29 protein-coding genes are annotated in these 23,915 nt (G+C 64.0%); 17 read left to right on the top strand and 12 right to left on the bottom strand.

Annotated features, from left to right (window positions below; genetic code table 11):
* Positions 1–44: 44 nt before the first annotated feature.
* The 6 genes from rpsP to trmD are packed head-to-tail and all read left to right on the top strand — an operon-like array spanning position 45 to position 3,337.
* A complete protein-coding gene (rpsP, locus tag AC2FMM_RS10185; RefSeq protein ID WP_496679359.1) occupies positions 45–422 on the top strand; it encodes a 30S ribosomal protein S16 in 378 nt (125 codons plus the stop codon).
* Positions 423–434: 12 nt separating this feature from the next.
* Positions 435–1,070, top strand: a complete 636-nt coding sequence (bluB, locus tag AC2FMM_RS10180) for a 5,6-dimethylbenzimidazole synthase (RefSeq protein WP_496711202.1) — start codon at positions 435–437, stop codon at positions 1,068–1,070.
* A gap of 6 nt (positions 1,071–1,076) precedes the next feature.
* On the top strand, positions 1,077–1,226 hold the full coding sequence (locus tag AC2FMM_RS10175) for a hypothetical protein (RefSeq protein ID WP_496679363.1): 150 nt from the start codon (positions 1,077–1,079) through the stop codon (positions 1,224–1,226).
* A complete protein-coding gene (rimM, locus tag AC2FMM_RS10170; protein ID WP_496679364.1) occupies positions 1,219–1,722 on the top strand; it encodes a ribosome maturation factor RimM in 504 nt (167 codons plus the stop codon). The genes AC2FMM_RS10175 and rimM overlap by 8 nt, the downstream gene beginning before the upstream one ends.
* A complete protein-coding gene (locus AC2FMM_RS10165) occupies positions 1,722–2,537 on the top strand; it encodes a hypothetical protein (RefSeq protein ID WP_496796492.1) in 816 nt (271 codons plus the stop codon). Before rimM ends, AC2FMM_RS10165 begins: the two co-directional genes overlap by 1 nt.
* Complete coding sequence (trmD, locus tag AC2FMM_RS10160; RefSeq protein WP_496796491.1) at positions 2,534–3,337, top strand: tRNA (guanosine(37)-N1)-methyltransferase TrmD; 804 nt, start codon at positions 2,534–2,536, stop codon at positions 3,335–3,337. The genes AC2FMM_RS10165 and trmD overlap by 4 nt, the downstream gene beginning before the upstream one ends.
* On the opposite strand, the gene AC2FMM_RS10155 is transcribed toward trmD, so the two are convergent.
* Positions 3,334–4,137: a glycoside hydrolase family 25 protein gene (locus tag AC2FMM_RS10155; protein ID WP_496796564.1), complete on the bottom strand. Its 804-nt coding sequence runs from the start codon at positions 4,135–4,137 to the stop codon at positions 3,334–3,336. The two genes, trmD and AC2FMM_RS10155, sit on opposite strands and share 4 nt — an antisense overlap.
* Before the next feature lie 380 nt (positions 4,138–4,517).
* Here AC2FMM_RS10155 and rplS point away from each other — a divergent pair, with 380 nt between their 5' ends.
* Positions 4,518–4,907 carry a 50S ribosomal protein L19 gene (rplS, locus tag AC2FMM_RS10150; protein ID WP_496679371.1) on the top strand — a complete coding sequence of 130 codons (390 nt, stop codon included), beginning with the start codon at positions 4,518–4,520 and terminating at the stop codon, positions 4,905–4,907.
* Positions 4,908–4,918: 11 nt separating this feature from the next.
* Complete coding sequence (rpmE, locus tag AC2FMM_RS10145) at positions 4,919–5,140, top strand: 50S ribosomal protein L31 (protein ID WP_496679373.1); 222 nt, start codon at positions 4,919–4,921, stop codon at positions 5,138–5,140.
* A gap of 59 nt (positions 5,141–5,199) precedes the next feature.
* Here the strand turns inward: rpmE and AC2FMM_RS10140 are convergent, their stop codons facing one another.
* Positions 5,200–5,517, bottom strand: a complete 318-nt coding sequence (locus tag AC2FMM_RS10140) for a Dabb family protein (protein WP_496711198.1) — start codon at positions 5,515–5,517, stop codon at positions 5,200–5,202.
* 188 nt (positions 5,518–5,705) lie between these two features.
* Between AC2FMM_RS10140 and AC2FMM_RS10135 the strand changes: the two genes are divergently transcribed.
* Entirely contained in the window at positions 5,706–6,515 is an 810-nt protein-coding gene (locus AC2FMM_RS10135; RefSeq protein WP_496679377.1) for a division plane positioning ATPase MipZ, read from the top strand.
* Here the strand turns inward: AC2FMM_RS10135 and AC2FMM_RS10130 are convergent.
* The gene (locus tag AC2FMM_RS10130; RefSeq protein WP_496679378.1) at positions 6,512–7,744 is read right to left on the bottom strand and encodes an adenylate/guanylate cyclase domain-containing protein; all 1,233 of its coding nucleotides are present in this window, start codon (positions 7,742–7,744) and stop codon (positions 6,512–6,514) included. The genes AC2FMM_RS10135 and AC2FMM_RS10130 overlap by 4 nt on opposite strands.
* A 60-nt stretch (positions 7,745–7,804) precedes the next feature.
* A complete protein-coding gene (locus AC2FMM_RS10125) occupies positions 7,805–8,257 on the bottom strand; it encodes a MarR family winged helix-turn-helix transcriptional regulator (RefSeq protein ID WP_496679380.1) in 453 nt (150 codons plus the stop codon).
* A gap of 56 nt (positions 8,258–8,313) precedes the next feature.
* Here AC2FMM_RS10125 and hmgA point away from each other — a divergent pair, with 56 nt between their 5' ends.
* The 7 genes from hmgA (at position 8,314) to AC2FMM_RS10090 (ending at position 14,938) form a co-directional block, all read left to right on the top strand.
* A complete protein-coding gene (gene hmgA / locus AC2FMM_RS10120; RefSeq protein ID WP_149776335.1) occupies positions 8,314–9,669 on the top strand; it encodes a homogentisate 1,2-dioxygenase in 1,356 nt (451 codons plus the stop codon).
* Positions 9,670–9,711: 42 nt separating this feature from the next.
* On the top strand, positions 9,712–10,968 hold the full coding sequence (gene fahA, locus AC2FMM_RS10115) for a fumarylacetoacetase (protein WP_496796490.1): 1,257 nt from the start codon (positions 9,712–9,714) through the stop codon (positions 10,966–10,968).
* Between the two features lie 10 nt (positions 10,969–10,978).
* Positions 10,979–11,929 (top strand): MBL fold metallo-hydrolase, encoded by a 951-nt coding sequence (locus AC2FMM_RS10110; RefSeq protein ID WP_496796489.1) that lies wholly within the window; start codon positions 10,979–10,981, stop codon positions 11,927–11,929.
* 134 nt (positions 11,930–12,063) lie between these two features.
* Entirely contained in the window at positions 12,064–13,674 is a 1,611-nt protein-coding gene (locus AC2FMM_RS10105; RefSeq protein ID WP_496796488.1) for an FAD-dependent oxidoreductase, read from the top strand.
* Between the two features lie 5 nt (positions 13,675–13,679).
* Positions 13,680–13,871, top strand: a complete 192-nt coding sequence (locus tag AC2FMM_RS10100) for a DUF2783 domain-containing protein (protein ID WP_149776332.1) — start codon at positions 13,680–13,682, stop codon at positions 13,869–13,871.
* Entirely contained in the window at positions 13,868–14,506 is a 639-nt protein-coding gene (gene maiA, locus AC2FMM_RS10095; protein WP_496796487.1) for a maleylacetoacetate isomerase, read from the top strand. Before AC2FMM_RS10100 ends, maiA begins: the two co-directional genes overlap by 4 nt.
* A gap of 90 nt (positions 14,507–14,596) precedes the next feature.
* On the top strand, positions 14,597–14,938 hold the full coding sequence (locus AC2FMM_RS10090; protein ID WP_496711192.1) for a DOPA 4,5-dioxygenase family protein: 342 nt from the start codon (positions 14,597–14,599) through the stop codon (positions 14,936–14,938).
* On the opposite strand, the gene AC2FMM_RS10085 is transcribed toward AC2FMM_RS10090, so the two are convergent.
* Entirely contained in the window at positions 14,935–16,563 is a 1,629-nt protein-coding gene (locus AC2FMM_RS10085) for an acyl-CoA synthetase (protein WP_496796486.1), read from the bottom strand. The genes AC2FMM_RS10090 and AC2FMM_RS10085 overlap by 4 nt on opposite strands.
* 222 nt (positions 16,564–16,785) lie before the next feature.
* Here AC2FMM_RS10085 and AC2FMM_RS10080 point away from each other — a divergent pair, with 222 nt between their 5' ends.
* A complete protein-coding gene (locus tag AC2FMM_RS10080; protein ID WP_496688722.1) occupies positions 16,786–18,177 on the top strand; it encodes an aminotransferase family protein in 1,392 nt (463 codons plus the stop codon).
* Positions 18,178–18,219: 42 nt separating this feature from the next.
* Here the strand turns inward: AC2FMM_RS10080 and AC2FMM_RS10075 are convergent, their stop codons facing one another.
* From AC2FMM_RS10075 to hisD, 7 genes are read right to left on the bottom strand one after another with little or no spacing between them, the layout of a single operon-like run.
* The gene (locus AC2FMM_RS10075) at positions 18,220–19,332 is read right to left on the bottom strand and encodes an alpha-hydroxy acid oxidase (RefSeq protein ID WP_496796485.1); all 1,113 of its coding nucleotides are present in this window, start codon (positions 19,330–19,332) and stop codon (positions 18,220–18,222) included.
* Positions 19,332–19,886 (bottom strand): sulfopyruvate decarboxylase subunit beta, encoded by a 555-nt coding sequence (comE, locus tag AC2FMM_RS10070; RefSeq protein WP_005981189.1) that lies wholly within the window; start codon positions 19,884–19,886, stop codon positions 19,332–19,334. Before comE ends, AC2FMM_RS10075 begins: the two co-directional genes overlap by 1 nt.
* On the bottom strand, positions 19,883–20,389 hold the full coding sequence (comD, locus tag AC2FMM_RS10065) for a sulfopyruvate decarboxylase subunit alpha (protein ID WP_496679396.1): 507 nt from the start codon (positions 20,387–20,389) through the stop codon (positions 19,883–19,885). The genes comE and comD overlap by 4 nt, the downstream gene beginning before the upstream one ends.
* 49 nt (positions 20,390–20,438) lie before the next feature.
* Positions 20,439–20,849, bottom strand: coding sequence for a universal stress protein (locus AC2FMM_RS10060; protein WP_149776325.1), 411 nt, complete (start codon positions 20,847–20,849; stop codon positions 20,439–20,441).
* A 22-nt stretch (positions 20,850–20,871) separates the two neighbouring features.
* Positions 20,872–21,852 (bottom strand): zinc-dependent alcohol dehydrogenase, encoded by a 981-nt coding sequence (locus AC2FMM_RS10055; RefSeq protein ID WP_496796484.1) that lies wholly within the window; start codon positions 21,850–21,852, stop codon positions 20,872–20,874.
* Entirely contained in the window at positions 21,849–22,610 is a 762-nt protein-coding gene (locus tag AC2FMM_RS10050; protein WP_496796483.1) for an SDR family NAD(P)-dependent oxidoreductase, read from the bottom strand. Before AC2FMM_RS10050 ends, AC2FMM_RS10055 begins: the two co-directional genes overlap by 4 nt.
* Positions 22,603–23,910, bottom strand: coding sequence for a histidinol dehydrogenase (hisD, locus tag AC2FMM_RS10045; protein ID WP_496688714.1), 1,308 nt, complete (start codon positions 23,908–23,910; stop codon positions 22,603–22,605). The genes AC2FMM_RS10050 and hisD overlap by 8 nt, the downstream gene beginning before the upstream one ends.
* Positions 23,911–23,915: the final 5 nt, after the last annotated feature.

Genomic DNA, 23,915 nt, shown 5'->3' with positions numbered 1-23,915 from the left:
TAGCCGGAGCAATCCGGCCAACGCCATCCAAAGGAGATACCACAATGGCAATGAAAATTCGTCTGGCCCGTGGCGGCTCGAAAAAGCGCCCCTTCTACCGCATCGTTGCAGCGGACAGCCGCATGCCGCGTGACGGCCGCTTCATCGAGAAGCTGGGCACCTACAACCCGCTGCTGCCGAAAGACAGCGAAGAGCGCGTGAAGATGAACATGGAGCGCATCCAGTACTGGCTGGACCAGGGCGCGCAGCCGACCGACCGGATCGCCCGCATGCTGGAAGCCGCCGGCGCCAAGGAGAAGACCGAGCGCAACAACCCCAAGAAGGGCACCCCGGGCAAGAAAGCCCAGGAGCGCGCCGAAGAGAAGGCCGCAAAGGCAGCCGAAGCCGCTGCTCCGGCAGAAGAAGCCGCTGCAGAAGAATAAACAGGCGGGCGCGTGCAGGATCAGGCCTTTACCGACGAATTCCGCACGCAGTTCGATCTGTTGATGCGGCTCCGGCGCGACGTGCGCCGGTTCCGCACCGACGCGGTGGACGAGGCAGTGCTGACGCGCTGCCTCGACGCGTTTCAGCTGGCCCCTTCGGTGGGTCTGAGCGAACCCTGGCGCGTGATCCGCGTCGAAAGCGACGCGGCCCGTACCGCGGCGCTGGAGAATTTCAAGGCCGCCAATGACGCCGCGCTTGCGGGCTATTTCGGCGACCGGGCGCATCTGTACAGCCAGTTGAAGCTATCGGGTATGCAAGAGGCTCCGGTGCAGCTGGCGGTGTTCTGCGATGACGCCACCGACAAGGGCCAGGGGCTGGGCGCGGGCACCATGCCCGAAATGCGCCGCTATTCGGTGGTCTCGGCCGTCACTTTGTTTTGGCTGGCGCTGCGCGCGCATGGGATGGGGTTGGGCTGGGTTTCGATCCTCGATCCCGACCGGCTGGCCCGCGACCTGTCGGTGCCCGACGACTGGCGGCTGATCGGCTATTTCTGCGTGGGCTGGCCCGAGGAAAGCTCGGACACGCCCGAGTTGGAAACTCTGGGCTGGGAAGCCCGCCGCGGCAGCCTGCCGGTGGACGTGCGGTAGGATGCCATGTTCGGATTGATACGCCTTCCCATCCTGTTGCTGATCGCCTTTATTGTGGGCGTGTTCTTTGAACGCAGCAATCAACGCGAAGTCTGCGCCGAAATCGGCCGGTGGATGAACGGAACTTGTGTGACGACGGAAATGCCCAATGACTGATCTGATCTGTGTCGGCAGCATCGCCGGGTCCTTCGGCGTACGCGGCGAGGTCCGCCTGAAAAGCTATTGCGCGGTTCCCGAGGATATTGAGAACTACTCCCCCCTGACCGACGAGACCGGCACCGAGCGCTATCCGCTGATCATCACGCGCGCAATCAAGAACGGGTTTGCCGCGCGCTTGGGCGGGGTCGAGACCAAGGAGCAGGCTGACGCCCTGAAGGGGCTGCGCCTTTTTGCCCGGCGCGATCAGTTGCCGTCGCTGCCGGATGACGAATTCTATCACGCCGACCTGATCGGGCTTGAGGTCTATGACACCGGCGGCACCCTGCTGGGCAAGGTCAAGTCAGTGCAGAACCACGGCGCCGACGACCTGCTGGAACTGCACGGGCCGGGGCTGAAAACCACCGTTCTGCTGCCCTTCACAAAGGCGGCAGTACCCACGGTTGACCTTGAGGCCGGCCGCATCGTCGCCGACCCGCCCGAAGGGCTGCTGTGATGCGGCGCATCCTGCTGCATCTGGGCCTGCACAAGACGGGCACCACGGCGGCCCAGTCGTTTCTGTTCGAAAACCGCGAACTCATCTGGCCACACCACGCGTTGGTGCTGCCCTATGTCACCCGCAAGCGCGGGTTGTCCGAGGCGGCCACCCGCCATTCGCTCTATGGCACGGTGGGCACGCTGGCCGAGTTCGGTTCGCAGTTTCATGCCCTTCTCGACTCGCTGGATTTCGGCGAAAAGCGCGGGCTGGTGCTGAGCGAGGAGAATTTCGCCGGGCTTCGGCCTAGTCGCAATCCGGCGGTGGGCTATGACGCGGCGCCCGAACTGGCGGCCTGCATCGTGGACATGGTGCGCAACCGGCTGGCGGGGGATCCGCTGGACATCACCGTCTATCTGTCGCTGCGCCAGCGCGGCAGCTGGCTGCGCAGCCTGTGGGCACACGACCTTCAGCGCACCCGGCTGGTTCTGGATTTCGACGCCTTCCGCGACAAGCTGGCCGACCTGCCCTCGCCCCAGCAGACCGCCGAAGCGATCCGCGACCGGCTGCCTTCGGTCCGCGTGCAGACGGAATGGCTGGAAGAACTGCGCGAACGCCCGTTTGGCCCCGGCACGCCCTTCGCCGAATTCCTGAACCTGCCGCGCGAAAAGACCGCGCAGCTGATCACGCCGACCCGGTCCAACCCCGCCCTGCCCGAGGCCACGTTGAAGGCGATGCTGGATCTGAACCGATCGGGGCTGGACGAGGCGGCGCTGGTCCGGCAGAAGGCCCGCATCGTCGAAGACGCCCGGAACAGCCTGACCCCTCAGCCATGACGGACAAACCCGCCAAATCCCACGGCCGCAAGGCCATCCGCCCCACCCTGAAGCCGCGCGAGCTGTTGACGCCGACGCCGGACCTGTACGGCGTGTGGAAGGCCAAGGTGATCACGCTGTTCCCCTCGGCCTTTCCCGGTGTTCTGGGCGAAAGCCTGACCGGCAAGGCCCTGCAAGACGGGCTTTGGCAGCTGGAAACCGTCGATTTGCGACAGTTCGGCATCGGCAAGCATCGCAATGTCGACGACACGCCCGCAGGCGGCGGCGCCGGCATGGTGCTGCGCGCCGACGTGCTGGGCGCGGCGATCGAACACACGATGGACGGCGTGCAGGGCAACTGGCCGTTGGTCTATCTCAGCCCGCGCGGCCGCCGGATGGACCAGCGCATGATGCAGAATTTCGCCCGCTGCGACGGCCTGACCCTGCTGTGCGGCCGGTTCGAAGGCGTGGATGAACGGGTGCTGGAGCACTACGGCATCCAAGAGGTCTCGCTGGGCGATTTCGTGATGACAGGCGGCGAGATCGCCGCGCAGGCGCTGATCGACGCCACCGTCCGGCTGCTTCCCGGCGTTCTGGGCAACCAAGCCTCGGCCGAGGAGGAGAGCTTTGCCTCGGGGCTGCTGGAACACCCGCAATATACCCGCCCGGCCGAATGGAAAGGCCGCCCGATCCCCGAGGTCCTGATGTCGGGCCATCACGGCCGCATCGCCGAATGGCGGCAGCAGATGTCGGAACAGATCACCCGCGAACGCCGCCCCGATCTTTGGGCTTCCTATCGCAAGGAACAGGGCGAGGACTAGGGCCCGCCGGCCTTCCACCGCGCCCACAGATCGGGCGAGCCGTTGAAGGCGTTGATGTCCACCCGCCCCTGCACGCCCGGTACAAGCCCGGTGCCCGTGTACTGCCAGAACCGCCAGACCGCCCGGGGATAGACATTGCGCGGATGCCCCGCGACCGAGCGCAGCCAGAACTCGGTCTTGGGCAGTCGGCCAATGCTAGTGTCCGCGTAGAAATCGACCGTGGTGTAGACGATCGGCCGGCGGCCGTAGTGACGTTCGAGGATATCAAGGAACCGCTGCGCCTCGGCCCGGACGGTTTTGCCGTCGGGGCGCAAGGTGCAGGTTTTCGAATGCGGCGTCCACTCCATGTCGAGCACATGCGGCAGGTCGGCCCCACGCGGCACGTTGCGGATGAACCATCGGGCCTGCTCGGCCGCGGGACGACAGAAATAGTAGTAGTGATAGGCGCCCCAGGGCACACCCGCCGCCGCCGCGCCGCTGCTGTGGTTTTCGAACATCGGGTCGGCCACGTCGCCGCCCTCGGTCGCCTTGATGAAGACAAAGCTGATGCCCGCGGCCTTGGCCTGGCGCCAGTCGATCTGGCCCTGCCAGCGCGACACGTCCAGCCCGTGAACGGGATAATGCTCTGGTCGGCGGCGGTCCCAGTCATGCGGATCGGCATCGGCAAAGGCTGGATACAGGGCCTGCGGCGCCGAGCGGTCGTACCCGGCCGGCAGGTCGGTCACCTGCGGCGCGGGCGTGCGGCGTCCGCAAGACAGCAGCAACAGGCCGATGGCCACACCGAGTATGACTTTGCGCATCCTATCGTCCTGCCCCAGATAACGTTGCCCGATCATCACCAGCATGCCTGAGTGCCCGAATATCGCAACATTTGCGTTCCACGGCGGCGGATTTTCACCGCTGCGCCAGTTAAACCCGGTGAATCGGGCTTGATCTACCTCCGCGAATTGCCTAAACGGGCGCAATCCGGTGGCGCCCTGCGGCGACTCCGGTGTTTTGGTTTGTGTCGCAGGATCGCACCCGGCTTTCTTCGGATCGGGGAAGCTGCACACGAAACCGGACGGAAGGAACAGTCGACCTGATCTCTGGCGGGCTGCGCAAGCGGGACCCGGGGAAGACCAAGAGCTCTCGGGCCGTGCCAACTTCGTGGACCAACCACGAGCAGATAGGAGTACCTGCGATGGACCTGATCGCACAGCTTGAGGCGGAACAGATTGCCGCCCTGGGGAAAGAGATCCCCGATTTCAAAGCCGGTGACACCATCCGTGTCGGCTACAAGGTGACCGAAGGCTCGCGCACCCGCGTGCAAAACTACGAAGGCGTCTGCATCGCGCGCAAGAACGGCAATGGCATTGCCGGTTCGTTCACCGTCCGCAAGATTTCGTTCGGCGAAGGCGTGGAACGCGTGTTCCCGCTGTATTCGACCAATATCGACAGCATCACCGTTGTCCGCCGCGGCCGCGTCCGCCGCGCCAAACTGTACTACCTGCGCTCGCGCCGCGGCAAATCGGCCCGGATCGCAGAGGTCACCAACTACAAGCCCAAGGCTGACGCCGAGGCCGAAGCGTAAGGAGCGGACCCATGAAAAAAGACATCCATCCCGACTACCACATCATCGACGTCAAGATGACCGACGGCACCGTGGTTCAAATGAAATCCACCTGGGGCGCCGAGGGCGACCAGCTGGCCCTGGAAATCGACCCGTCCTCGCACCCGGCTTGGACCGGCGGTTCGTCGCGCTTGATGGACGCGGGCGGCCGTGTGTCGAAATTCAAGAAGAAATACGAAGGTCTGGGCTTCTGATCCCACGCTATCGCGTTTCAAGGCCGTCCCGTCGGGACGGCCTTTTTTGTTTGTGTGGCTCAATTGTCGGGCACGTCCAGATCGAACACGATGATCCCCTCGGCTCCATTCTCGCACAATGCACACAGTTGGCCGCCCAATTGCCGATGCACCGGATGTTCTGCATAGACACGCAGCGCCTCGGCATCGGCAAACCGGATCACGAAGCCGTCGCGCCAGGCCTGCGACTTTCCCTCGAAATCGCGGTTGGGGCCATGTTCGAACCCAAGTGCGCCCTCCAATTCGGCGCACAAATCCGAGAGCCCTTGCACCACATCCCGCCGGGCCTGCTGCGGCGCGTCGGCGCGAAAGGTGAAGAAAACGCAGTGCAGGATCATCGGCCGTCCCTTTCTCTGACGCGCGGGTGGTCGGGTCGTCTTCGGTGGTCCAAGGCGTCCGCCCCCAAATGACAGTGCCTGATCTTGACGCAGGAAGCCGATTCGACCGCTTTCCTTTGGCGCACACACAACATATAGTGGCTGCAAACAACGTGTAGTCAAACACGACGGAACCGGGGAACACTGGCATGGCACATATCATCGTGGTGGGGAACGAAAAGGGCGGCGCAGGCAAATCGACCGTCTCCATGCATGTTGCCACCGCGCTGGCGCGGCTGGGACACAAGGTCAGCACGCTGGATCTGGATCTGCGGCAGCGCAGCCTGGGCCGGTATTTCGAGAACCGGCGCAATTTTATGGCCAACGAGCATCTGGACCTGCCCAGCCCGCGCCACCACGACCTGCCCGAGATCGACGCAAGCAAGCTCAAACCCGGCGAGAATATCTATGACCACCGCCTGTCCGCCGCCGTGGCCGAGCTGGAAAGCGACAGCGATTTCATCCTGATCGACTGCCCCGGGTCACACACAAGGCTTAGCCAGGTGGCCCATTCCCTGGCCGACACGCTGATCACGCCGCTGAACGACAGTTTCATTGATTTCGACCTTCTGGCGCGGATCGACTCGAAGGGCGAAAAGATCCTCGGCCCCTCGGTCTATTCCGAGATGGTGTGGAACGCCCGGCAACTTCGGGCGCAGGCAGGGCTGAAGCCCATAGACTGGGTCGTGGTGCGCAACCGCGTGGGCACCCAGCGCATGGTCAACAAGGAAAAGATGCAGCGCGCCATCGAGATGCTGTCGAAACGGATCGGCTTCCGCGTTGCCTCGGGCTTTTCCGAGCGTGTGATCTTTCGCGAACTGTTCCCGCGCGGGCTGACTCTGCTGGACCTCAAGGATGTCGGGGTGAAACAGCTCAACATCTCGAATATCGCCGCCCGGCAGGAGTTGCGCGACATGATGCGCGAGCTGAACCTGCCAGGGGTCGAGATCGATTTCTAAGCCGTCGGCGCGTAGATCGTGAACAGCTCTTTGGGCTCGGGAACGCCGCGCAGCATGTAGCGCCCGACCGAGATCAGTTCCTGTTCGCAGGGCTGAGCGGCGCGGGCAACGTCATCCGAGATCAAGATACGCCGGTCTAGCGACCGGTGCATGCCTGCGATGCGCGCAGCCTGGTTCACTGCTGGTCCGATCACGGTGAAATCCAGCCGGCTTTCAGCGCCGATATTGCCATACAGGATTTCGCCCGAATGCAGGGCAAGGGTGAAATTGGCGATCGGTAAGCCGGCGGCGGCCCGTTCCGCGTTGAGCACCGCAACGCGCTCTTGCAGAACAGTCACAGCGGCCAGCGCGGCGCGGGCGTCCTCGTCAATCTCGCCCACGTCGAACATGGCCATCAGACCGTCGCCCATGAATTTCAGGATATTGCCGCCACAGCCCTGAACGACCTCGACCGCCACGGCCAGATAGTCGTTCAGCATTGCGATGATGTCCGACCCGGGAAGGCGTTCGGCGAGGCCGGTAAAGCCCTCGAGGTCGAAATTCCAGATCACGGCGTCGATCTGCTGCAACGATCCGCGCCGGATTTCCCCCGACAACACGCGCCGACCCGCATCCCCCCCCAAATAGACGCGCAGCAGATCCTGCGCCATTTTTCGGTTCGAGGCCGATTTTAAGGCCAGCCCCAGATGCGGCAGGGCATATCGGATCAGATCCAGGTGAATTTCCTCGAACCCCTCGGCATGGTCCGTCGTCCAGGACATCAGAACGCCCTCGGGCATCTGGTCCAGGGCAATCCGGTTTTCGGGCTCGACCTTCTGCAGAACCAGACCGGATGCAAAGTAATCGGTGGCGCCTTTCTGATGCAACTCGTTCAGAAAGGGAAATCGGCTGGGTTCGTTTTGATCTTTCAACCTTTCACGCAGCTCCTTCGCCCCGCTCTGCAGCATCGCGTAGAGTGGGCTTGAAACCCACTGATCGGGCAATTCCTCGCGGTGCTCGTAATTCTCGACGCTGCCCCCTTCGTCCCGGTACCAGTTGAAGCCGGTGCCGCCATAAATGGGGTGATAGGCGCTCTGGGCGGCGTGAAACCGCATAAGGGGAACGCCCGCATCCACAAGCCGCAGGCAATAGCCTTCGAGTATTTCCGACTGTTCGGCCCCTTCCAGCCCCCGGTCCAGCAACCATCCAATCAGGTCATCGGCGCGGGCTTTGGGGTCGGTGGATGGCATCTTGGGGCTCCGTCTGGTCTGACCCCCCACTTGGGGGTTGCGGGGCCAGAATACCAGAGGTCAGTCCATCCCGGCCAGCCGCCGCAGCATCATCCGCAACAGCGCCGCCTCGCCCGTGGTGAACATGCCCGCCAGCCGGGCGTCATAGTCGCGGGCGATGTCGCGCAATTCGCGGTACACCGCCAGACCGGCGGGGGTCAGGGTCAGCCGCTCCATCCGGCGGTCGTTTTCGTCGCGGGTGCGCCGCAGGTATCGGCGCTGTTCCAGCTTATGCACCGCGCGGCTGATCTTGGTCTTGTGCATCTTGGCACGTTCCCCGATCTGTTTGGCGGTCATCTCTCCGTAGTTGCCCAGGTGGAACAACACGCGCCATTCGGTGCGCAGCATCCCATAGCGGTTCTTGTAGACCTTCTGAAAATCCAACGAGCTTTCCTCGGCCGCCTGGTTGAGCAGGAAGGGCAGGAAATTTCGCAGGTCGAAGTCATCTTTTTCGGCGGAATCTGGCTGTGTCATGCTTGTTAGTTACAAAATCAACTATTATCCGACAAGCAGCAAACGGAGGAACCCAGATGAATCGTCCGACTGACCCGCACGCTCTGACCCAAGCCAGCACGCCCGTTGGCACCCACGCAGGCTATATGCCCGGATTTGGAAATGACTTTGAAACCGAGGCGCTGCCGGGCGCACTGCCGCAGGGCATGAACAGCCCGCAGAAATGCAACTATGGCCTTTATGGCGAACAGCTCAGCGGCACCGCCTTCACCGCCAACCCGCCCGAGCGCACCTGGTGCTATCGCATCCGGCCGTCGGTCAAGCATTCGCACCGCTATGAAAAGATCGACCTGCCGTATTGGAAAAGCGCCCCGAATGTCGATCCGGACGTGATCAGCCTGGGCCAGTACCGCTGGGACGCGGTGCCCCATTCCGACCAACCGCTGACCTGGCTGACTGGCATGCGCACCATGACCACCGCCGGGGACGTGAACACCCAGGTCGGCATGGCCAGCCATATCTATCTGGTCACCGAATCGATGGTGGACGACTATTTCTTCTCGGCCGATTCCGAGCTGCTGGTGGTGCCGCAGGAAGGCCGGCTGCGCTTTGCGACCGAGTTGGGCATCATCGACCTGGAACCCAAGGAGATCGCCATCATCCCGCGCGGGCTGGTGTACCGGGTCGAGGTGCTGGAAGGCCCCTGCCGCGGCTTCGTCTGCGAGAACTACGGCCAGAAATTCGAGCTGCCGGGCCGCGGCCCGATCGGCGCAAACTGCATGGCCAACCCGCGCGACTTCAAGGCGCCCGTGGCCGCGTTCGAAGATCGCGAAGTGCCCTCGACCGTGACGATCAAGTGGTGCGGCCAGTTCCACACCACCAAGATCGGCCACAGCCCGCTGGACGTGGTGGCCTGGCACGGCAACTACGCGCCGTACAAATACGACCTGCGCACCTATTGCCCGGTCGGAGCCATCCTGTTCGACCACCCCGATCCGTCAATCTTTACCGTGCTGACCGCGCCTTCGGGCGTACCGGGCACGGCCAATATCGATTTCGTCCTGTTCCGCGAACGCTGGATGGTGATGGAGGACACGTTCCGCCCGCCGTGGTACCACAAGAACATCATGTCCGAGCTGATGGGCAATATCTATGGCCAGTACGACGCCAAGCCGCAGGGCTTCGTGCCGGGCGGCATGAGCCTGCACAATATGATGATCCCGCATGGCCCCGACAAGGAAGCCTTTGAAAAGGCGTCCAACGCCAATCTGGGGCCGGACAAGTTGGACAACACCATGTCCTTCATGTTCGAGACCCGCTTCCCGCAGCACCTGACCGCCTTTGCCGCGAACGAGGCGCCGCTGCAGGATGACTACATCGATTGCTGGACGGATCTGGAAAAGAAATTCGACGGCACGCCCGGCAAGAAATGACACCGGTGGCCCCACGGCCACTGCACCGCACAAGGAAACGCAATGCCTTTGATGAAATCCTGGGTGGCCTCGGCCAATGACGCGAACCACCCGTTTCCGCTGAACAACCTGCCTTATGGCGTCTTTTCGACCGAGGGCACTGAGCCGCGCTGCGGCGTGGCCATCGGCGACATGATTTTCGACGTGTCCGCCGCCGAGGCCGAAGGGCTGATCACGCTGGGCGACGAGCCGCTGTTCGATCTGCCCTTCTGGAACCCGCTGATGGAACAGGGACCGGCCGTCTGGGCCGCACTGCGCGAGCGGCTGACCGCCCTGCTGGCGAAAGGGTCGAAAGAACAGGACAAGGTCGAACCGCTGCTGGTTCCGCAGGCCGAGGCCCAACTGCACATGCCCTTTGCCGTCAGCGAATACACCGATTTCTACGCGGGCAAGCACCACGCCACCAATGTGGGCACCATGTTCCGCGGCCCGGAAAATGCGCTGCCGCCCAACTGGTTGCACATCCCCATCGGCTACAACGGCCGCGCCTCGTCGGTGGTGGTCTCGGGCACCGATATCCGCCGCCCGTGGGGACAGCTGAAATCCCCCGACCATGACCGACCCGCCTTCCTGCCCAGCCGCCGTTTCGACATCGAACTGGAGATGGGGGCCATCGTCGGCACCCCGTCCGACGGCCCGATCACCGTGCAGGAGGCCGACGACCACATCTTTGGCTATGTCCTGCTGAACGACTGGTCGGCGCGCGACATCCAGGCCTGGGAATACCAGCCGCTTGGCCCGTTCCAGGCCAAGGCCACCGCCACCTCGATTTCCCCGTGGATCGTGACCAAGGCAGCGCTGGACCCCTTCCGCTGCGACACGCCCGCGCGCGAGGTCGAACTGCTGGATCACCTCAAGGATTGCGGTCCGATGCTCTATGACATCGAGCTGGAGGTGACGATGGCGCCCCCGGGCAAACCGGCGACCACCATCGCCCGCACCAACTACAAGGAAATGTATTATTCGTCGGCGCAGCAACTGGCGCACCACACCACTTCGGGCTGCCCGATGAACGTGGGCGACCTGCTCGGCTCGGGCACCATCTCGGGGCCGACGAAGGACAGCCGCGGCTCATTGCTGGAACTTAGCTGGGGCGGCAAGGAGCCGATCACGCTGGAGACCGGAGAAACCCGCAGCTTCATCGAGGACGGCGACACGCTGACCCTCAAAGGCGCTGCCCGGGGCGACGGCTATACGATCGGCTTCGGCGACTGCACCGGCACAGTGCTGCCCGCCCTTGAAGACCCATACGCACGATAAGGAGCGCCACATGGCCAAGGCATTCGCGTCCCAGGGGGACATGACCGAAAAGAAAATCTCGTTCACCGAGGTGGGTGAAGGTCTGTACGCCTTCACCGCCGAAGGCGATCCGAACTCGGGCGTGATCATCGGCGATGACAGCGTGATGGTGGTCGAGGCCCAGGCCACGCCGCGCCTGGCGCAGAAGGTGATCGACTGCATCCGGTCCGTAACCGACAAGCCGATAACTCATGTCGCGCTGACCCATTACCACGCGGTCCGCGTGCTGGGCGCCAGCGCCTTCGGCGCGCAGCAGATCATCATGTCGGACATAGCCCGCGCCATGGTCGTCGAGCGCGGTCAAGAGGACTGGGACAGCGAATTCCAGCGCTTTCCGCGCCTGTTCGAAGGGCATGAAAGCATCCCCGGCCTGACCTGGCCCACCACCACGTTCAGCGATACGATGACGGTCTATCTGGGCAACCGCCGGGTCGATCTGATGCATCTGGGGCGGGCGCATACGGCTGGCGACATCGTGATCCACGTGCCCGACCAGAACGTGATGTTCACCGGCGACATCGTCGAATATCACTCGGCCTGCTATTGCGGCGACGGGCATTTCGGCGACTGGGGCGACACGCTGGATCAGATCCAGTGGTTCGACGTGGATGCCATCGCGCCGGGGCGCGGCGATGCGCTGGTCGGCAAGGAAATGGTGAATGCCGCCATCGAGAACACCCGCGACTTCGTCGAAAGCACCTATCGCCCGGCGGCAAAGGTGGCCGCGCGCGGCGGCAGCCTGAAAGAGGCCTGGGACGCAGTGCGGGCGGAGTGCAATCCGAAATTCTCGGACTATGCCATCTACGAGCACTGCCTGCCCTTCAACGTGGCCCGTGCCTATGACGAGGCGCGCGGCATCGACACCCCGCGCATCTGGACCGCCCAGCGCGATCTGGAGATGTGGGAGGCCCTGCAGGGCTAAGAAATGGCCCGGCGACTTGATCCAGATCGTGTCGCCGGCCTGAAAACGATGCAACCATGGAGGAGAGCCATCGGCGCCCCGCGCCGGTGGGCGGAGGTTGTGCGCCCGGCGCACAGAACTTGGGGAGAGAGCCCATGAACAAGATTTTTGAACAGCCGCTCTATGCCTATGCCCGCAGCCCCGATCAGGATGCCCCCACCCCGGTGCGGCATCAGGTGATCGTGATCGGCGCGGGCCCGGTCGGGCTGGCTGCCGCCATCGACCTGGCCCAGCAGGGCGTCGAGGTGGTGGTGCTGGACGACAACGACAAGGTCAGTTTCGGCAGCCGCGCAATCTGTTTCGCCCAGCGCACGCTGGAAATCGCCGACCGGCTGGGTTGCGCCCGGCCGATGGTGGACAAGGGCGTGCAGTGGAACACGGGCAAGGTGTTTTTCGACGACCGCAAGGTCTATGAATTCAACCTGCAGCCCGATGAGGGCTATGCCCATCCAGCCTTCATCAACCTTCAGCAATACTACTTTGAGCAGTTCATGGTCGAACGGGTCCGCGAGTTACAGGCCCAGGGCGTACCGATCGAGATCCGTGGCCGCAACAAGGTCGAGGCGATCGGCACCCATGGCGACCACGTCAAGCTCGAGGTGGAAACGCCCGAGGGGTCGTACACCGTCGAGGCGGACTGGCTGATCGCCTGTGACGGGGCAAACTCACCCACCCGCCGGATGCTGGGGCTGGATTTCGTGGGCCGCGTGTTCGAGGACAACTTCCTGATCGCCGATGTGGTCATGGAGGCCGATTTCCCGTCCGAGCGCTGGTTCTGGTTCGACCCGCCCTTCAACCGCGGCCAGTCGGCGCTGCTGCACAAACAGCCCGACAACGTCTGGCGCATCGACCTGCAACTGGGCTGGGACATCGACAAGGAACGCGAAAAGCGCCCCGAAAACGTGATCCCGCGCCTCAAGGCGATGCTGGGCGAGGATGTCCAGTTCGAGCTGGAATGGGTCAGCATCTATACCTTCCAGTGCCGCCGGATGGAGAAATTCCGCCACGGCCGCGTCCTGTTTGCTGGCGACAGCGCCCATCAGGTCAGCCCCTTCGGCGCGCGTGGGGCCAATTCGGGCCTGCAGGACACCGACAACCTGTGTTGGAAGCTGAAGATGGTCCTTGACGGCACCGCGCCCGACAGACTGCTGGATAGCTATGATGTCGAGCGCATCCATGGCGCGGACGAGAACATCCTGAACTCGACCCGCTCGACCGATTTCATCACGCCGAAATCGGAAATGTCACGCATCCTGCGCGACGCGGTTCTGGACCTGAGCGAACATTACGAGTTCGCCCGCCCGCTGGTGAATTCCGGGCGGTTGAGCGTGCCCTGCACTTATGACGGCTCGCCGCTGAATTCGGCCGATGCGCTGAATGGTCCGGCCGAAACGCGCCCCGGCTCGCCCTGCCCCGATGCTCCGCTGGGGGATGCGTTCCTGTTGCCCAAGCTGGCGGGAAAGTTCACCCTGTTGACCATCGACGCCGACGCCCCAGACAGGATCGAGGAAGAGGGTGTGATGGTCGAGCGGCTGGCGCTGTCGGTCAAGGATGACCGGACGCTGGCGCTGAAGCGGCGGTATCTGGGCGACGCGGCAGGCGCGGTCTATCTGATCCGGCCCGACCAGCATGTGGCGGCGCGGCGCGACAGCTATGAAGACAACGCGTTCCGGCAGGCGATCCGCCGGGCCATCGGCAAGGAGTAGGCACAATGGATGAACTGATCCTCACCCCGAATATCGACGGCGCGGATGATTTCTATGCCGATCTACTGGCCGCGCACGACGGTCTGGACAAGGCCGAAAGCGATGCGCTGAATGCGCGGCTGGTGCTGGTGCTGGCCAATCACATCGGTGACCGGACCATCCTGAAACAGGCAATCGACGCGGCCAAAGCCCGATGAGTGACGTCGTCCTGTATGACTACTGGCGGTCCTCGGCCAGCTACCGGGTGCGCATCGCGTTGAACCTGGCCGGGATCGCCTATCGCGCGCAGACCGTCGATCTGGTCAAGGGCGAGCAGACCGCGCCCGCGCATCTGGCCCGAAACCCGCAGGGCTTTGTGCCGGTGCTCGAAATCGACGGCGTGCAGCTGACCCAGTCGCTGGCCATTCTGGACTATCTCGACCGGACGCGGGCCCTGAACCTGCTGCCGGACGAACCGGTTGCGCGGGCCAAGGCGCAGGCGCTGGCCCAATCCATTGCGGTGGATCTGCACCCGGTCTGCAACTTGAAGGTCGCCTTCCACGCCACGCAGTTGAGCGGCGGACGGGGCGACATGCCCGGCGACTGGATGCGCCATTTCATCCGCCCCGGCCTGATGGCCTTTGAGGCGATGCTGGCCGAGTTCGAACAAACCCCCTATTGCACGGGACCGGCGCCCGGGCTGGCCGATCTGTGCCTGATCCCGCAGATGTACAACGCCCGGCGCTGGCAGGTCGACCTGTCGGACATGCCGCGCATTCTGGCGGTCGAGGCGACCTGTGCCGACCACCCCGCCTTTGCAGCGGCCCACCCGGACGCCCACGCGCCAGGCTGAGCCGCGCACAGGTTCTGTGTGCCGATGCGTCTGTGCACCGGCGCCTATCAGGCCTAGCCTTATGCCGGAAATCACCGCACGAGACCCCCGATGCCACAGATCACCGGCTATCACGCCCATGTCTATTTCGACGCCGAAACGCAGGACACCGCCCGCCGTGTCTGCGAGGAGGCTGCACGCCTGTTCCCCGCCCAGATGGGCCACATGCACAGCCGCAATGTCGGCCCCCACCCGCGCTGGAGCTGCCAGTTGAGCTTTGCCGCCGATTCCTTCGACAAGGTGATCCCGTGGCTGATGCTGAACCGGCAGGGGCTGACCGTGTTCACCCACCCCGAAACCGGCGAGCACCTGCCCGACCATCGCGACCGGGCGATCTGGATGGGCGAGATGCTGGACCTGGACCTGTCGATCTTTGACCGGCTGGGCGCCTAGCCCAGCGCCCGCGCCTGTTCCCTGAGCTTGAATTTCTGGATCTTGCCCGTCGATGTCTTGGGCAGCGGCCCGAACACCACCGTCTTGGGTGCCTTGAAATGGGCCATGTGGTCGCGGCAAAACGCGATCAGATCGGCCTCGGTCGCCTCGGCGCCCGGCTTAAGTTCGACAAAGGCGCAAGGCGTCTCGCCCCATTTCTCGTCCGGTTTGGCGACCACGGCGGCCTCCATCACGGCGGGGTGCTTGTAGAGGATATCCTCGACCTCGACCGACGAGATATTCTCGCCCCCCGAAATGATGATGTCCTTTGACCGGTCCTTCAGCGCGATATAGCCGTCGGGATGCATCACCCCCAGATCGCCCGAGGCGAACCAGCCGCCGCGGAACGCTTTCTGCGTGGCCTCGGGGTTCTTGAGATACCCTTTCATCACGATGTTGCCTTGCATGAAGATCTCGCCCAAGGTCTCGCCATCGGCCGGCACCGGTTCGAGCGTTTCCGGATCAGCCACCATCAGCCCCGACAGGGCGACGTATTTCACCCCCTGCCGCACCTTGAGCGCGGCGCGTTCCTCGGCGGGCTTGTCATTCCATTCGTCCTTCCACGCGCAGACGACCGACGGCCCGTAGGTCTCGGTCAGGCCATAGACATGGGTGACCTCGATGCCCATCCCCTCCATCGCGGCGATCACCGCGGCGGGGGGCGGGGCGCCTGCGGTCATCACTTTGATTTCATGGTCGAAATCCTTGAGGTGATCGGGCGCGTTGGCCAGCATGTTCAGCACGATCGGGGCGCCACAGAAATGGGTAACCTTCTCGTCGCGGAACGCGCGGTAGATCGGCTCGTCCCGCACCGCACGCAGGCACACGGACGTGCCCGCATTCGCGGCCATGGTCCAGGGGAAACACCAGCCGTTGCAGTGGAACATCGGCAGCGTCCACAGATAGACCGAATGCTGCGGCATACCCCATGTCAGGATGTTCGACGTGGCATTCAGCGCCGCGCCACGGTGGTGATATACGACACCCTTGGGGTTGCCAGTGGTGCCCGAGGTATAGTTCAGCGTGATAGCGTCCCACTCGTCCTGCGGCAGCGACCAGTCGAATTCCGGGTCGCCCTCGGCCAGTAGGGCGTCATAGGTCAGCGCGCCCAGTTTCTCACCGCCATCGAAACTCGAATCCTCGATGTCGATGACCAGAATGTCGTGATCCACCTGCTCCAGCGCCTGTTTCACCACGCCCGAGAACTCGGGATCGACCAGCAGAACCTTGGATTCGGCGTGGTTCAGGATGAAGGCGATGATCGGTGCGTCCAACCTTGTGTTGATCGCGTTCAACACCGCGCCCGCCATGGGCACGCCGAAATGGGCCTCGTACATTTCGGGGATGTTGGCGGCGATGATCGATACCGTATCGCCCGTGCCCACCCCACGCGCGGCCAGCGCGCTCGCCAACCGGCGGCAACGCGCATAGGTCTGCGCCCAGCTGTGGCGTCGGTCGCCATAAACCACGGCCGGATAGTCAGGGTAAACGGCTGCCGTCCGCTCGATATAGCTGAGCGGGGACAGGGCCGTGAAATTGGCCGGGCACTTGTCCAGATCGCGCTGATAGATGTTGTGGGTCGCCATCCGCCTCTCCTCCCCAAATCGTCGGATTTTTCGTATTGAGCACAAAGGTTGCCGCAAAACAAACCCGTAAAACTACGTGCGGCGAATATACTGGAGCTACGCGATCGGGTAATCTGGCCCTACTGCGTACCGGGCTTTCGGGCTGATCTGCGGTATCTGGTTCATCCGCGCCCGCCGGGTCTCGTGATTCCTGCGCGTCGCATCTTAGTGAAAGGACATGTCATGGACGGCACGTTCAACGAAAACGATCTTTCCCGCGTGGTCGAGGCCGACCGCGCCCATATCTGGCACCACCTGATCCAGCACAAGCCGTTTGAGACGAACGATCCGCGCATTATCGTCGAAGGCAAGGGCATGCGCGTCTGGGATCAAAAGGGCAAGGAACACCTGGATGCCGTCTCGGGCGGTGTCTGGACAGTGAACGTTGGCTATGGCCGCGAATCCATCTGCAAGGCCGTCTACGACCAGTTGATGAAGCTGTGCTATTTCGCCCAGTCGGCGGGCTCGATCCCTGGCGCGATCTTTGCCGAAAAGCTGATCGAGAAGATGCCGGGCATGAGCCGGGTCTACTACACGAACTCGGGCAGCGAGGCGAACGAGAAGGCGTTCAAGATGGTCCGTCAGATCGCCCACAAGAAATACGGAGGCAAGAAGACCAAGATCCTTTATCGCGACCGCGACTATCACGGCTCGACCTTGGCCGCGATGTCGGCGGGCGGCCAGGACGAGCGCAATGCGCAATACGGCCCCTTCGCGCCAGATTTCGTACGCGTTCCGCACTGCATGGAATACCGCAAGCACGAACTGGACGGCGCACCTGACGAGAACTTTGGCGAATGGGCCGCCGATCAGATCGAAGCCGTAATCCTGCGCGAAGGCCCCGACACCGTGGGCGCGCTGTGCCTTGAGCCGGTAACCGCCGGCGGCGGCGTGATCGAAGCGCCCGAGGGCTATTGGCAGCGCGTGCAGGAGATCTGCAAGAAATACGACATCCTGCTGCATATCGACGAGGTCGTCTGCGGCGTGGGTCGCACCGGCACCTGGTTCGGGTACCAGCAATATGGCGTGAAACCCGATTTCGTGACCATGGCCAAAGGCGTGGCCTCGGGCTATGCGGCGATTGCCTGCATGGTGACCACCGAAGAAGTCTTTGACATGTTCAAGGACAATGCCGACGATCCGATGAACTACTTCCGCGACATCTCGACCTTTGGCGGCTGCACCGCAGGGCCGGCGGCGGCGATCGAGAACATGCGCATCATCGAAGACGAGAACCTGTTGGCCAATTGCGCCGCCATGGGAGATCGCATGATGGGCAACCTTCGGGCGCTGATGGACAAGCACAAGGTCATCGGCGACGTGCGCGGCAAGGGCCTGTTCCTGGGGGCCGAACTGGTGGCGGATCGTGCGACCAAGGAACCGGTGAACGAGAAACTGGCCCAGGCGGTCGTGGCCGACTGCATGGCGCAGGGCGTGATCATCGGCGTCACCAACCGCTCGGTGCCGGGCAAGAACAACACGCTGTGCTTCTCGCCCGCGCTGATCGCGACGGCCGACGATATCGACCAGATCACCGACGCGGTCGATGGCGCGTTGGGCCGCGTGTTCGGCTGACGGCGTTTGACGGCCGACCGGCGCGTTCGGCGCGCCGGTCTTTCACTGGCCCAGGCCACCTCGTACACCGCGCGGCGAGGTGACGCCGATCTGGGCCATGGCGATGTCCATCTCCTCGGACAGTACCTCCCACAAACGGTGCAGGGCGGCCTCGCCGCCCGCCGCGATGGCGAATTGCAGGACACGCCCAAAGAACAGGAAATCGGCACCAGCCATCAGCGCCTTGAGCGCATCTTCACCCGACCGCAGGCCGCTGTCGTAGAACAGCGGATAGTCTTCGCCGACCGCCGCCCGGATCTGCGGCAGGACCGAGATCGGCGCGGGCGCGCTCTCCAACTGACGGGCGCCGTGGCTCGAGACCTGAATGGCGTCGACACCGGCAGCCTTCAGCGCAACCGCGTCTTCGACATCCAGTACGCCCTTGACCACCAGCTTGCCCGGCCACCGGTCCCGCAACCGCGCCAGCGTGTCCCAATCGGCCTTTGCACGGCTTTCGGTGCGGTCGAACGCGAACCCCTCCATCAGGAAATTCGCCATCTGCGGTTTGCCCTGCAGCAGGGTCGAGATCGACCAGCGCGGATGCAGCGCGAAATCCAGAAACTGCCGCGGCCCGATCCGGAACGGCATGCGGAAGCCGTGGCGCAGTTCGCGCGGGCGGCGGCCGACTTCGGGCACGTCAACCGTCAGGATCAGGGTCTTGTAGCCCGCGGCCTTTGCCCGATCGACCAGCTTGAACGTGCCGCTGCCATCGCCGCTGAAATACAGCTGAAACCAGGCATGGCCCCGGGCCTCTTCGATCAGCACCTCCATCGGTGTCGAGGCCACCGTGGAAACGCCCAACGGCACCCGGTATTGCGCCGCCAGCCGCGCCAGCATCAGGTCGGCGCCCGGTGCGGACAGGTTGCACATGCCCATGGGCGCAATGCCGAAGGGCCTTTCGGCCGGTTGCCCGAACACGCGGGTCGCCAGAGACCGGGTACTGACATCGCGCAGGATCCGGGGCCGCAGGGTCATCGCGTCCAGCGCCGCTCGGGTGCGCCGGGCGCCGGCCTCGGACCCGGCGGCCCCGTCGATATAGTCGAACACCATCCACGGCAGACGCCGCCGGGCCAACCGGCGGGCATCTTCGGCGCTGTGGATGGCGCTTGCGCCCATCAGGCCTGAACGGCCTTCATGAAGCGGTCGCGGATGACGACCGGGTCCATCGTGATCGGCGGCATCTTGGCGTTTCCGCTTTCACATTTGCTGACGATGATGGTCATCTGGCGGGCGTCCAGCGCCTCTTGCAGCACGCGGCCGGTCTCTTCGGCCTGGCATTCGATCACGCGCTCGCAGCCCGCCGCCTCGGCCATCTTGGCCAGTGAGGTCTTCTGCCCCGCATAGGTCGGCTGATCACCGGTCGAGCCGTAGGAGCCGTTGTCGATGATCAGCAGGATATAGTTGTCGGCCACGTTGTTGGCGATAGTCGGCAGCGTCCCCAGATTGGTCAGGATCGAGCCGTCGCCGTCGATGACGATCACCGGTTTTGGCTGGGCCAGCGCCAGCCCCAGACCGATGCTCGAGGCCAGCCCCATCGTGCCCAGCATGTAGAAATTGGTAGGCTGATCGTCGATGGCATGCAGTTCCTGGCTGGGGATGCCGATGTTGCACACGACCAGTTGGTCACGCAGAATCGGGGCGATTTCCTTCAGGATTTCAGAACGGATCATTGGTCGCCATAGCCTCCCCAGAAATTGGCGTCGGTCAGGATCGCGACGGGCTTGTTGCACATGAAGGTGTATTTCAGGATCGCATCCAGCTCGGCCACGTCTTCCTGATGGTGGAAATGGTAGGTCGGGATGTGCATCTGCGCCAGCAGGGCCTTGGTGTGAACGGCCATCTCGACCTGGCAGGCGATGGGCTCGCGCAGTTCGCCCCGGTACGAGATCAGCATCGGCAGCGGCATCCGGTAATACTGGATCAGCGTCGCCAACGTGTTGATCGTGACCCCGATCGCGGTGTTCTGCATGATGATCGCGGGTCGCTTGCCGCCCATCCAGGCCCCGGCGCACAGGCCCATGCCCTCGTCCTCTTTGTTCGAGGGGATGTGGTAGATGGCGTCATGGGCGTCGATCTCGGCGATGACGCCGGCCAGTTGCTTGCACGGCACCGTGGTGACGAACGAGATGTCGTTGGCCACCAGATCTTCGGTGATCTTCTTGTCTATGTTCATGTCCAAACTTCTGTTCCTGGGTTGGGGCGCCGAGGGCGCGATGGACGGGTCAGGCCCTGCGGTGGACGTGGACGGCACATTTTGCATGCCGCACCACGCGCGACGCGGTTGAGCCAAGGAAATAGTCGGTCAGGCCGGGCCGGTGCGAGCCGATGACGACGCAATCGAACCCGTGGTCATTGGCATAGTCGATGATCGTGCGCGCGGTGTGGCCCTTGACCAGTTCGGGCTTTACATCCGGCAGGCCTTTCAGCTTTTCCATCAGGACTTCGCGGGCCCGGGCAAAGCCTTCGGCCACGGCATCCTTGTCCAGATAGACGCTGACCGAGCCCTGAGGCATCTCATAGACATGCAGAGCCACGATCTCGGCGGATCCGCCGCCCAAGGCACGGGCGATCTCGAGCGTTTGCGGCGAAATGCCGTGATCAAGCGCCATGGGGACAAGAATTTTTTTATACATGTTTACCTCCAGTTCCGGGCGGTCAGGCCCACGGGGACAGCACGATTTTCGGAACCGCGACTTCGCCCGAGCGTAGCTGGGCAAAGGCCCGGGCGCCATCGGCCAGATCGCGTTCTTCGATCCAGTCCAGAGGACCCAGTGCGCCGTCAAAAATGGCCTGGGCGGTCTGACGGAAATCCTGCGCGGTATAGGTGTAGGTTCCGATGAAGGTGATCTCTTGCAGGGTCATGCGCCGCACGTCCAGCCCACCGGTGTCCTCGCCCAGGCCCACATGCGCGATCACCCCGCCGGGTCGGGCCCGTTCCGATGCCACCGCACGGGTGGCGGCAAAGCCCACGGCGTCGACCACGATCGGGAAATCGCCTTGCGCTTCGGGCACGACCTTGGCGCAATCCAGCCCTTGCAAGAACGTCCGCCGCAGGTCGTTGGGTTCGACCACGGTCACATCCACGACATTCATCGCTCGCAAAGCCAGCGCTGCCGCAAGGCCAATCGCCCCACCCCCGATCACCAGCGCACGACGCTGCATTGCCGGGTGCAGCGCCTCGAGCGCGAGGCGTGCGGCGTGCCAGCTGACGGCCAGCGGCTCGGCCAGGGCGGCCTTGGCAAAGGGAACGTGATCCGGCACCTCAACCAGGTTGCCCCAAGGCATCGAAACATATTGGGCAAAGGCGCCTTCGCGCGGGGGCATCGAGATGATCTGACGGTCGGGGCACAGGTTTTCGCGCTCTGCCTTGCAGGCCGGACACTGCCCGCAAGTCACCAGAGGATTGATCGTGACCCGCGTTCCGTCCTTGGGACCGCCGACCACAGTGCCCGCCGCCTCGTGCCCCAGAATCAAGGGCGCCGGGCGGCGCGCATCATGGCCCAGATATGCATGCATGTCGGACCCGCAGATCCCGACGGCCTCGACCCGGATCAGGTGCTCGCCGGGTTGCGGCGCAGCGTCCGGTACGTCACGGTAGGCCAGGTGTTCGACGCCTTCATAGACCAGAGCCTTCATTTCGCCGTGAACCCCCCGTCAACCATCAGGATCTGCCCGGTGACATAGTCAGATGCCTGCGAGCACAGAAAAAGGATCGGCCCGTCGATGTCGTCCATGCGGCCATTGCGACCGATGCAGGTCTGCGCCGCGTTGCGGGCCGCGCGGGCGGGGTCATCGAACACCGCCTTCGTCAGCTCGGTCGGAAAGAAGCCCGGGCCGATGGCGTTGGCGGTGATCCCGTGCGGCGACCAGGCCTCGGCCATGGCGCGGGTCAGCTGGGCGATCCCGCCCTTGCTGGCCCCGTAGGCGATCCCGCCGGGAAAGGCCCGCGTCGTCTGCAGCGAGGCGAAATTCACGATCCGACCCCAACCGCGCGCCTTCATCGCAGGCACCATGGCCTGGCTGAGGAAGAACGGGGCACCGAGGTTCAGGCCCAGCGTCGCGTCCCAGCCTTCCGGCGTGACATCATCAGCGGCCTGTCGCGTGTTCACCCCGGCGGCATGAACCACGATATCCGGCGCGCCGAACGGGGCCGAGATTTGTTCGACTAACGATGGCAAGCCACTTCGGTCGGCTACGTCACCTGCGACCACCGCAGCGCTTGAACCGATCTCGGCCTGCAACTCGGCCAGTGCCTCGGCCCGGCGGGCAACGCCCACCACCCGCGCGCCCGCAGCCGCCAGCACCTGCGCAACGCGCCGGCCCAGACCCGAACTGGCGCCCGTGACGCAGGCCACCCGGCCGGTCAGATTGAACAGGTCGCGGGGGTCATTCATCTGCGGTCAGGTCAAAGTTTTCGTCCGGGAAATACTTGGCTAGACGCACATCGGCGGCGCGGGCGTGGCCCTCCATCCCTTCCAGCCGCGAGATCCGCGCGGTCGCCTCGGCGATGGGTTTCGAGCCCTCGCGCGTGGCCCGCTGCCAGGTGACGATTTTCATGTATTTGTGCACGCTCAGCCCGCCGGTATAGCTGGCCGCGCCCGAGGTGGGCAGGACGTGGTTCGTACCGGTGGCCTTGTCGCCATAGGACACGGTCGTTTCTTCGCCCAGAAACAACGAGCCATAGCAGGTCAGACGATCCAGCCACCAATCCAGATCCGCGGCCTGCACGGTCAGATGCTCGGGGGCGTAGTCGTCTGAACACGCGGCCATCTCTTCGCGGTCCGCGCACAGGATCACCTCGGCATAGTCGCGCCAGGCGGCGGCAGCGTTGTCGCGGTTCAGCTCGGGCAGATCGGCGATCAGGGTCGGAACCAGATCCATCACCCGGGTCGCCAGATCGCGGTCATCGGTCACCAGCCAGACGGGCGAGTTGTAGCCATGCTCGGCCTGGCTGACCAGGTCGGTGGCCACGACGAAGGGATCGGCCGTGGCATCCGCCAGGATCAGGCTGTCGGTCGGGCCGGCGATCATGTCGATGCCGACCTTGCCGTACAGAATGCGCTTGGCCTCGGCCACGAACTGGTTGCCCGGCCCCACAAGGATGTTGGCGCGCGGCAGCCCGAACAGGCCATAGGTCATGGCGGCCACACCTTGCACGCCCCCCATGGCCAGGATGCTGTCAGCGCCGCTGATATGGGCAGCGTAGACGATCGCCGGGGCCACGCCCTCACCCGGGCGGGGCGGCGAACAGGCGGTGATGTGACGGCACCCCGCCACTTTGGCGGTGGTCACGGTCATGATGGCGCTGGCGATGTGGCTATACCGCCCGCCGGGCACATAGCAGCCCGCCGCATCGACCGGGATGGCCTTTTGACCCGCGATAAAGCCCGGCACGATTTCCAGCTGCACATCCGACACGGTGGCCTTCTGCGCCTCGGCAAAGCGGCGCACGTTGTCCTGGGCAAAGCGGATATCGGCCTTGAGCTTTTCCGGCACCCGGGCGCAGGCGGCTTCGATTTCCTCGGGCGTCATCAGCACGTTGCCCTCGAACTTGTCGAATTTGGCCGCGTATTCCAGCGCCTTGGCGTCTCCGCCGGCCTCGATGTCGGCCAGGATGGTCTTGACCGTGTCATGCACCTCGGACGCGTGGGATTGTGCGGTCAGGGTGGCCTTCTTGAGGTATTCACGCGACATGTTCA

Source organism: Ruegeria sp. BHSC043 (genome assembly GCF_059612985.1).
This window is presented reverse-complemented; position numbering and strand designations above follow the sequence as displayed.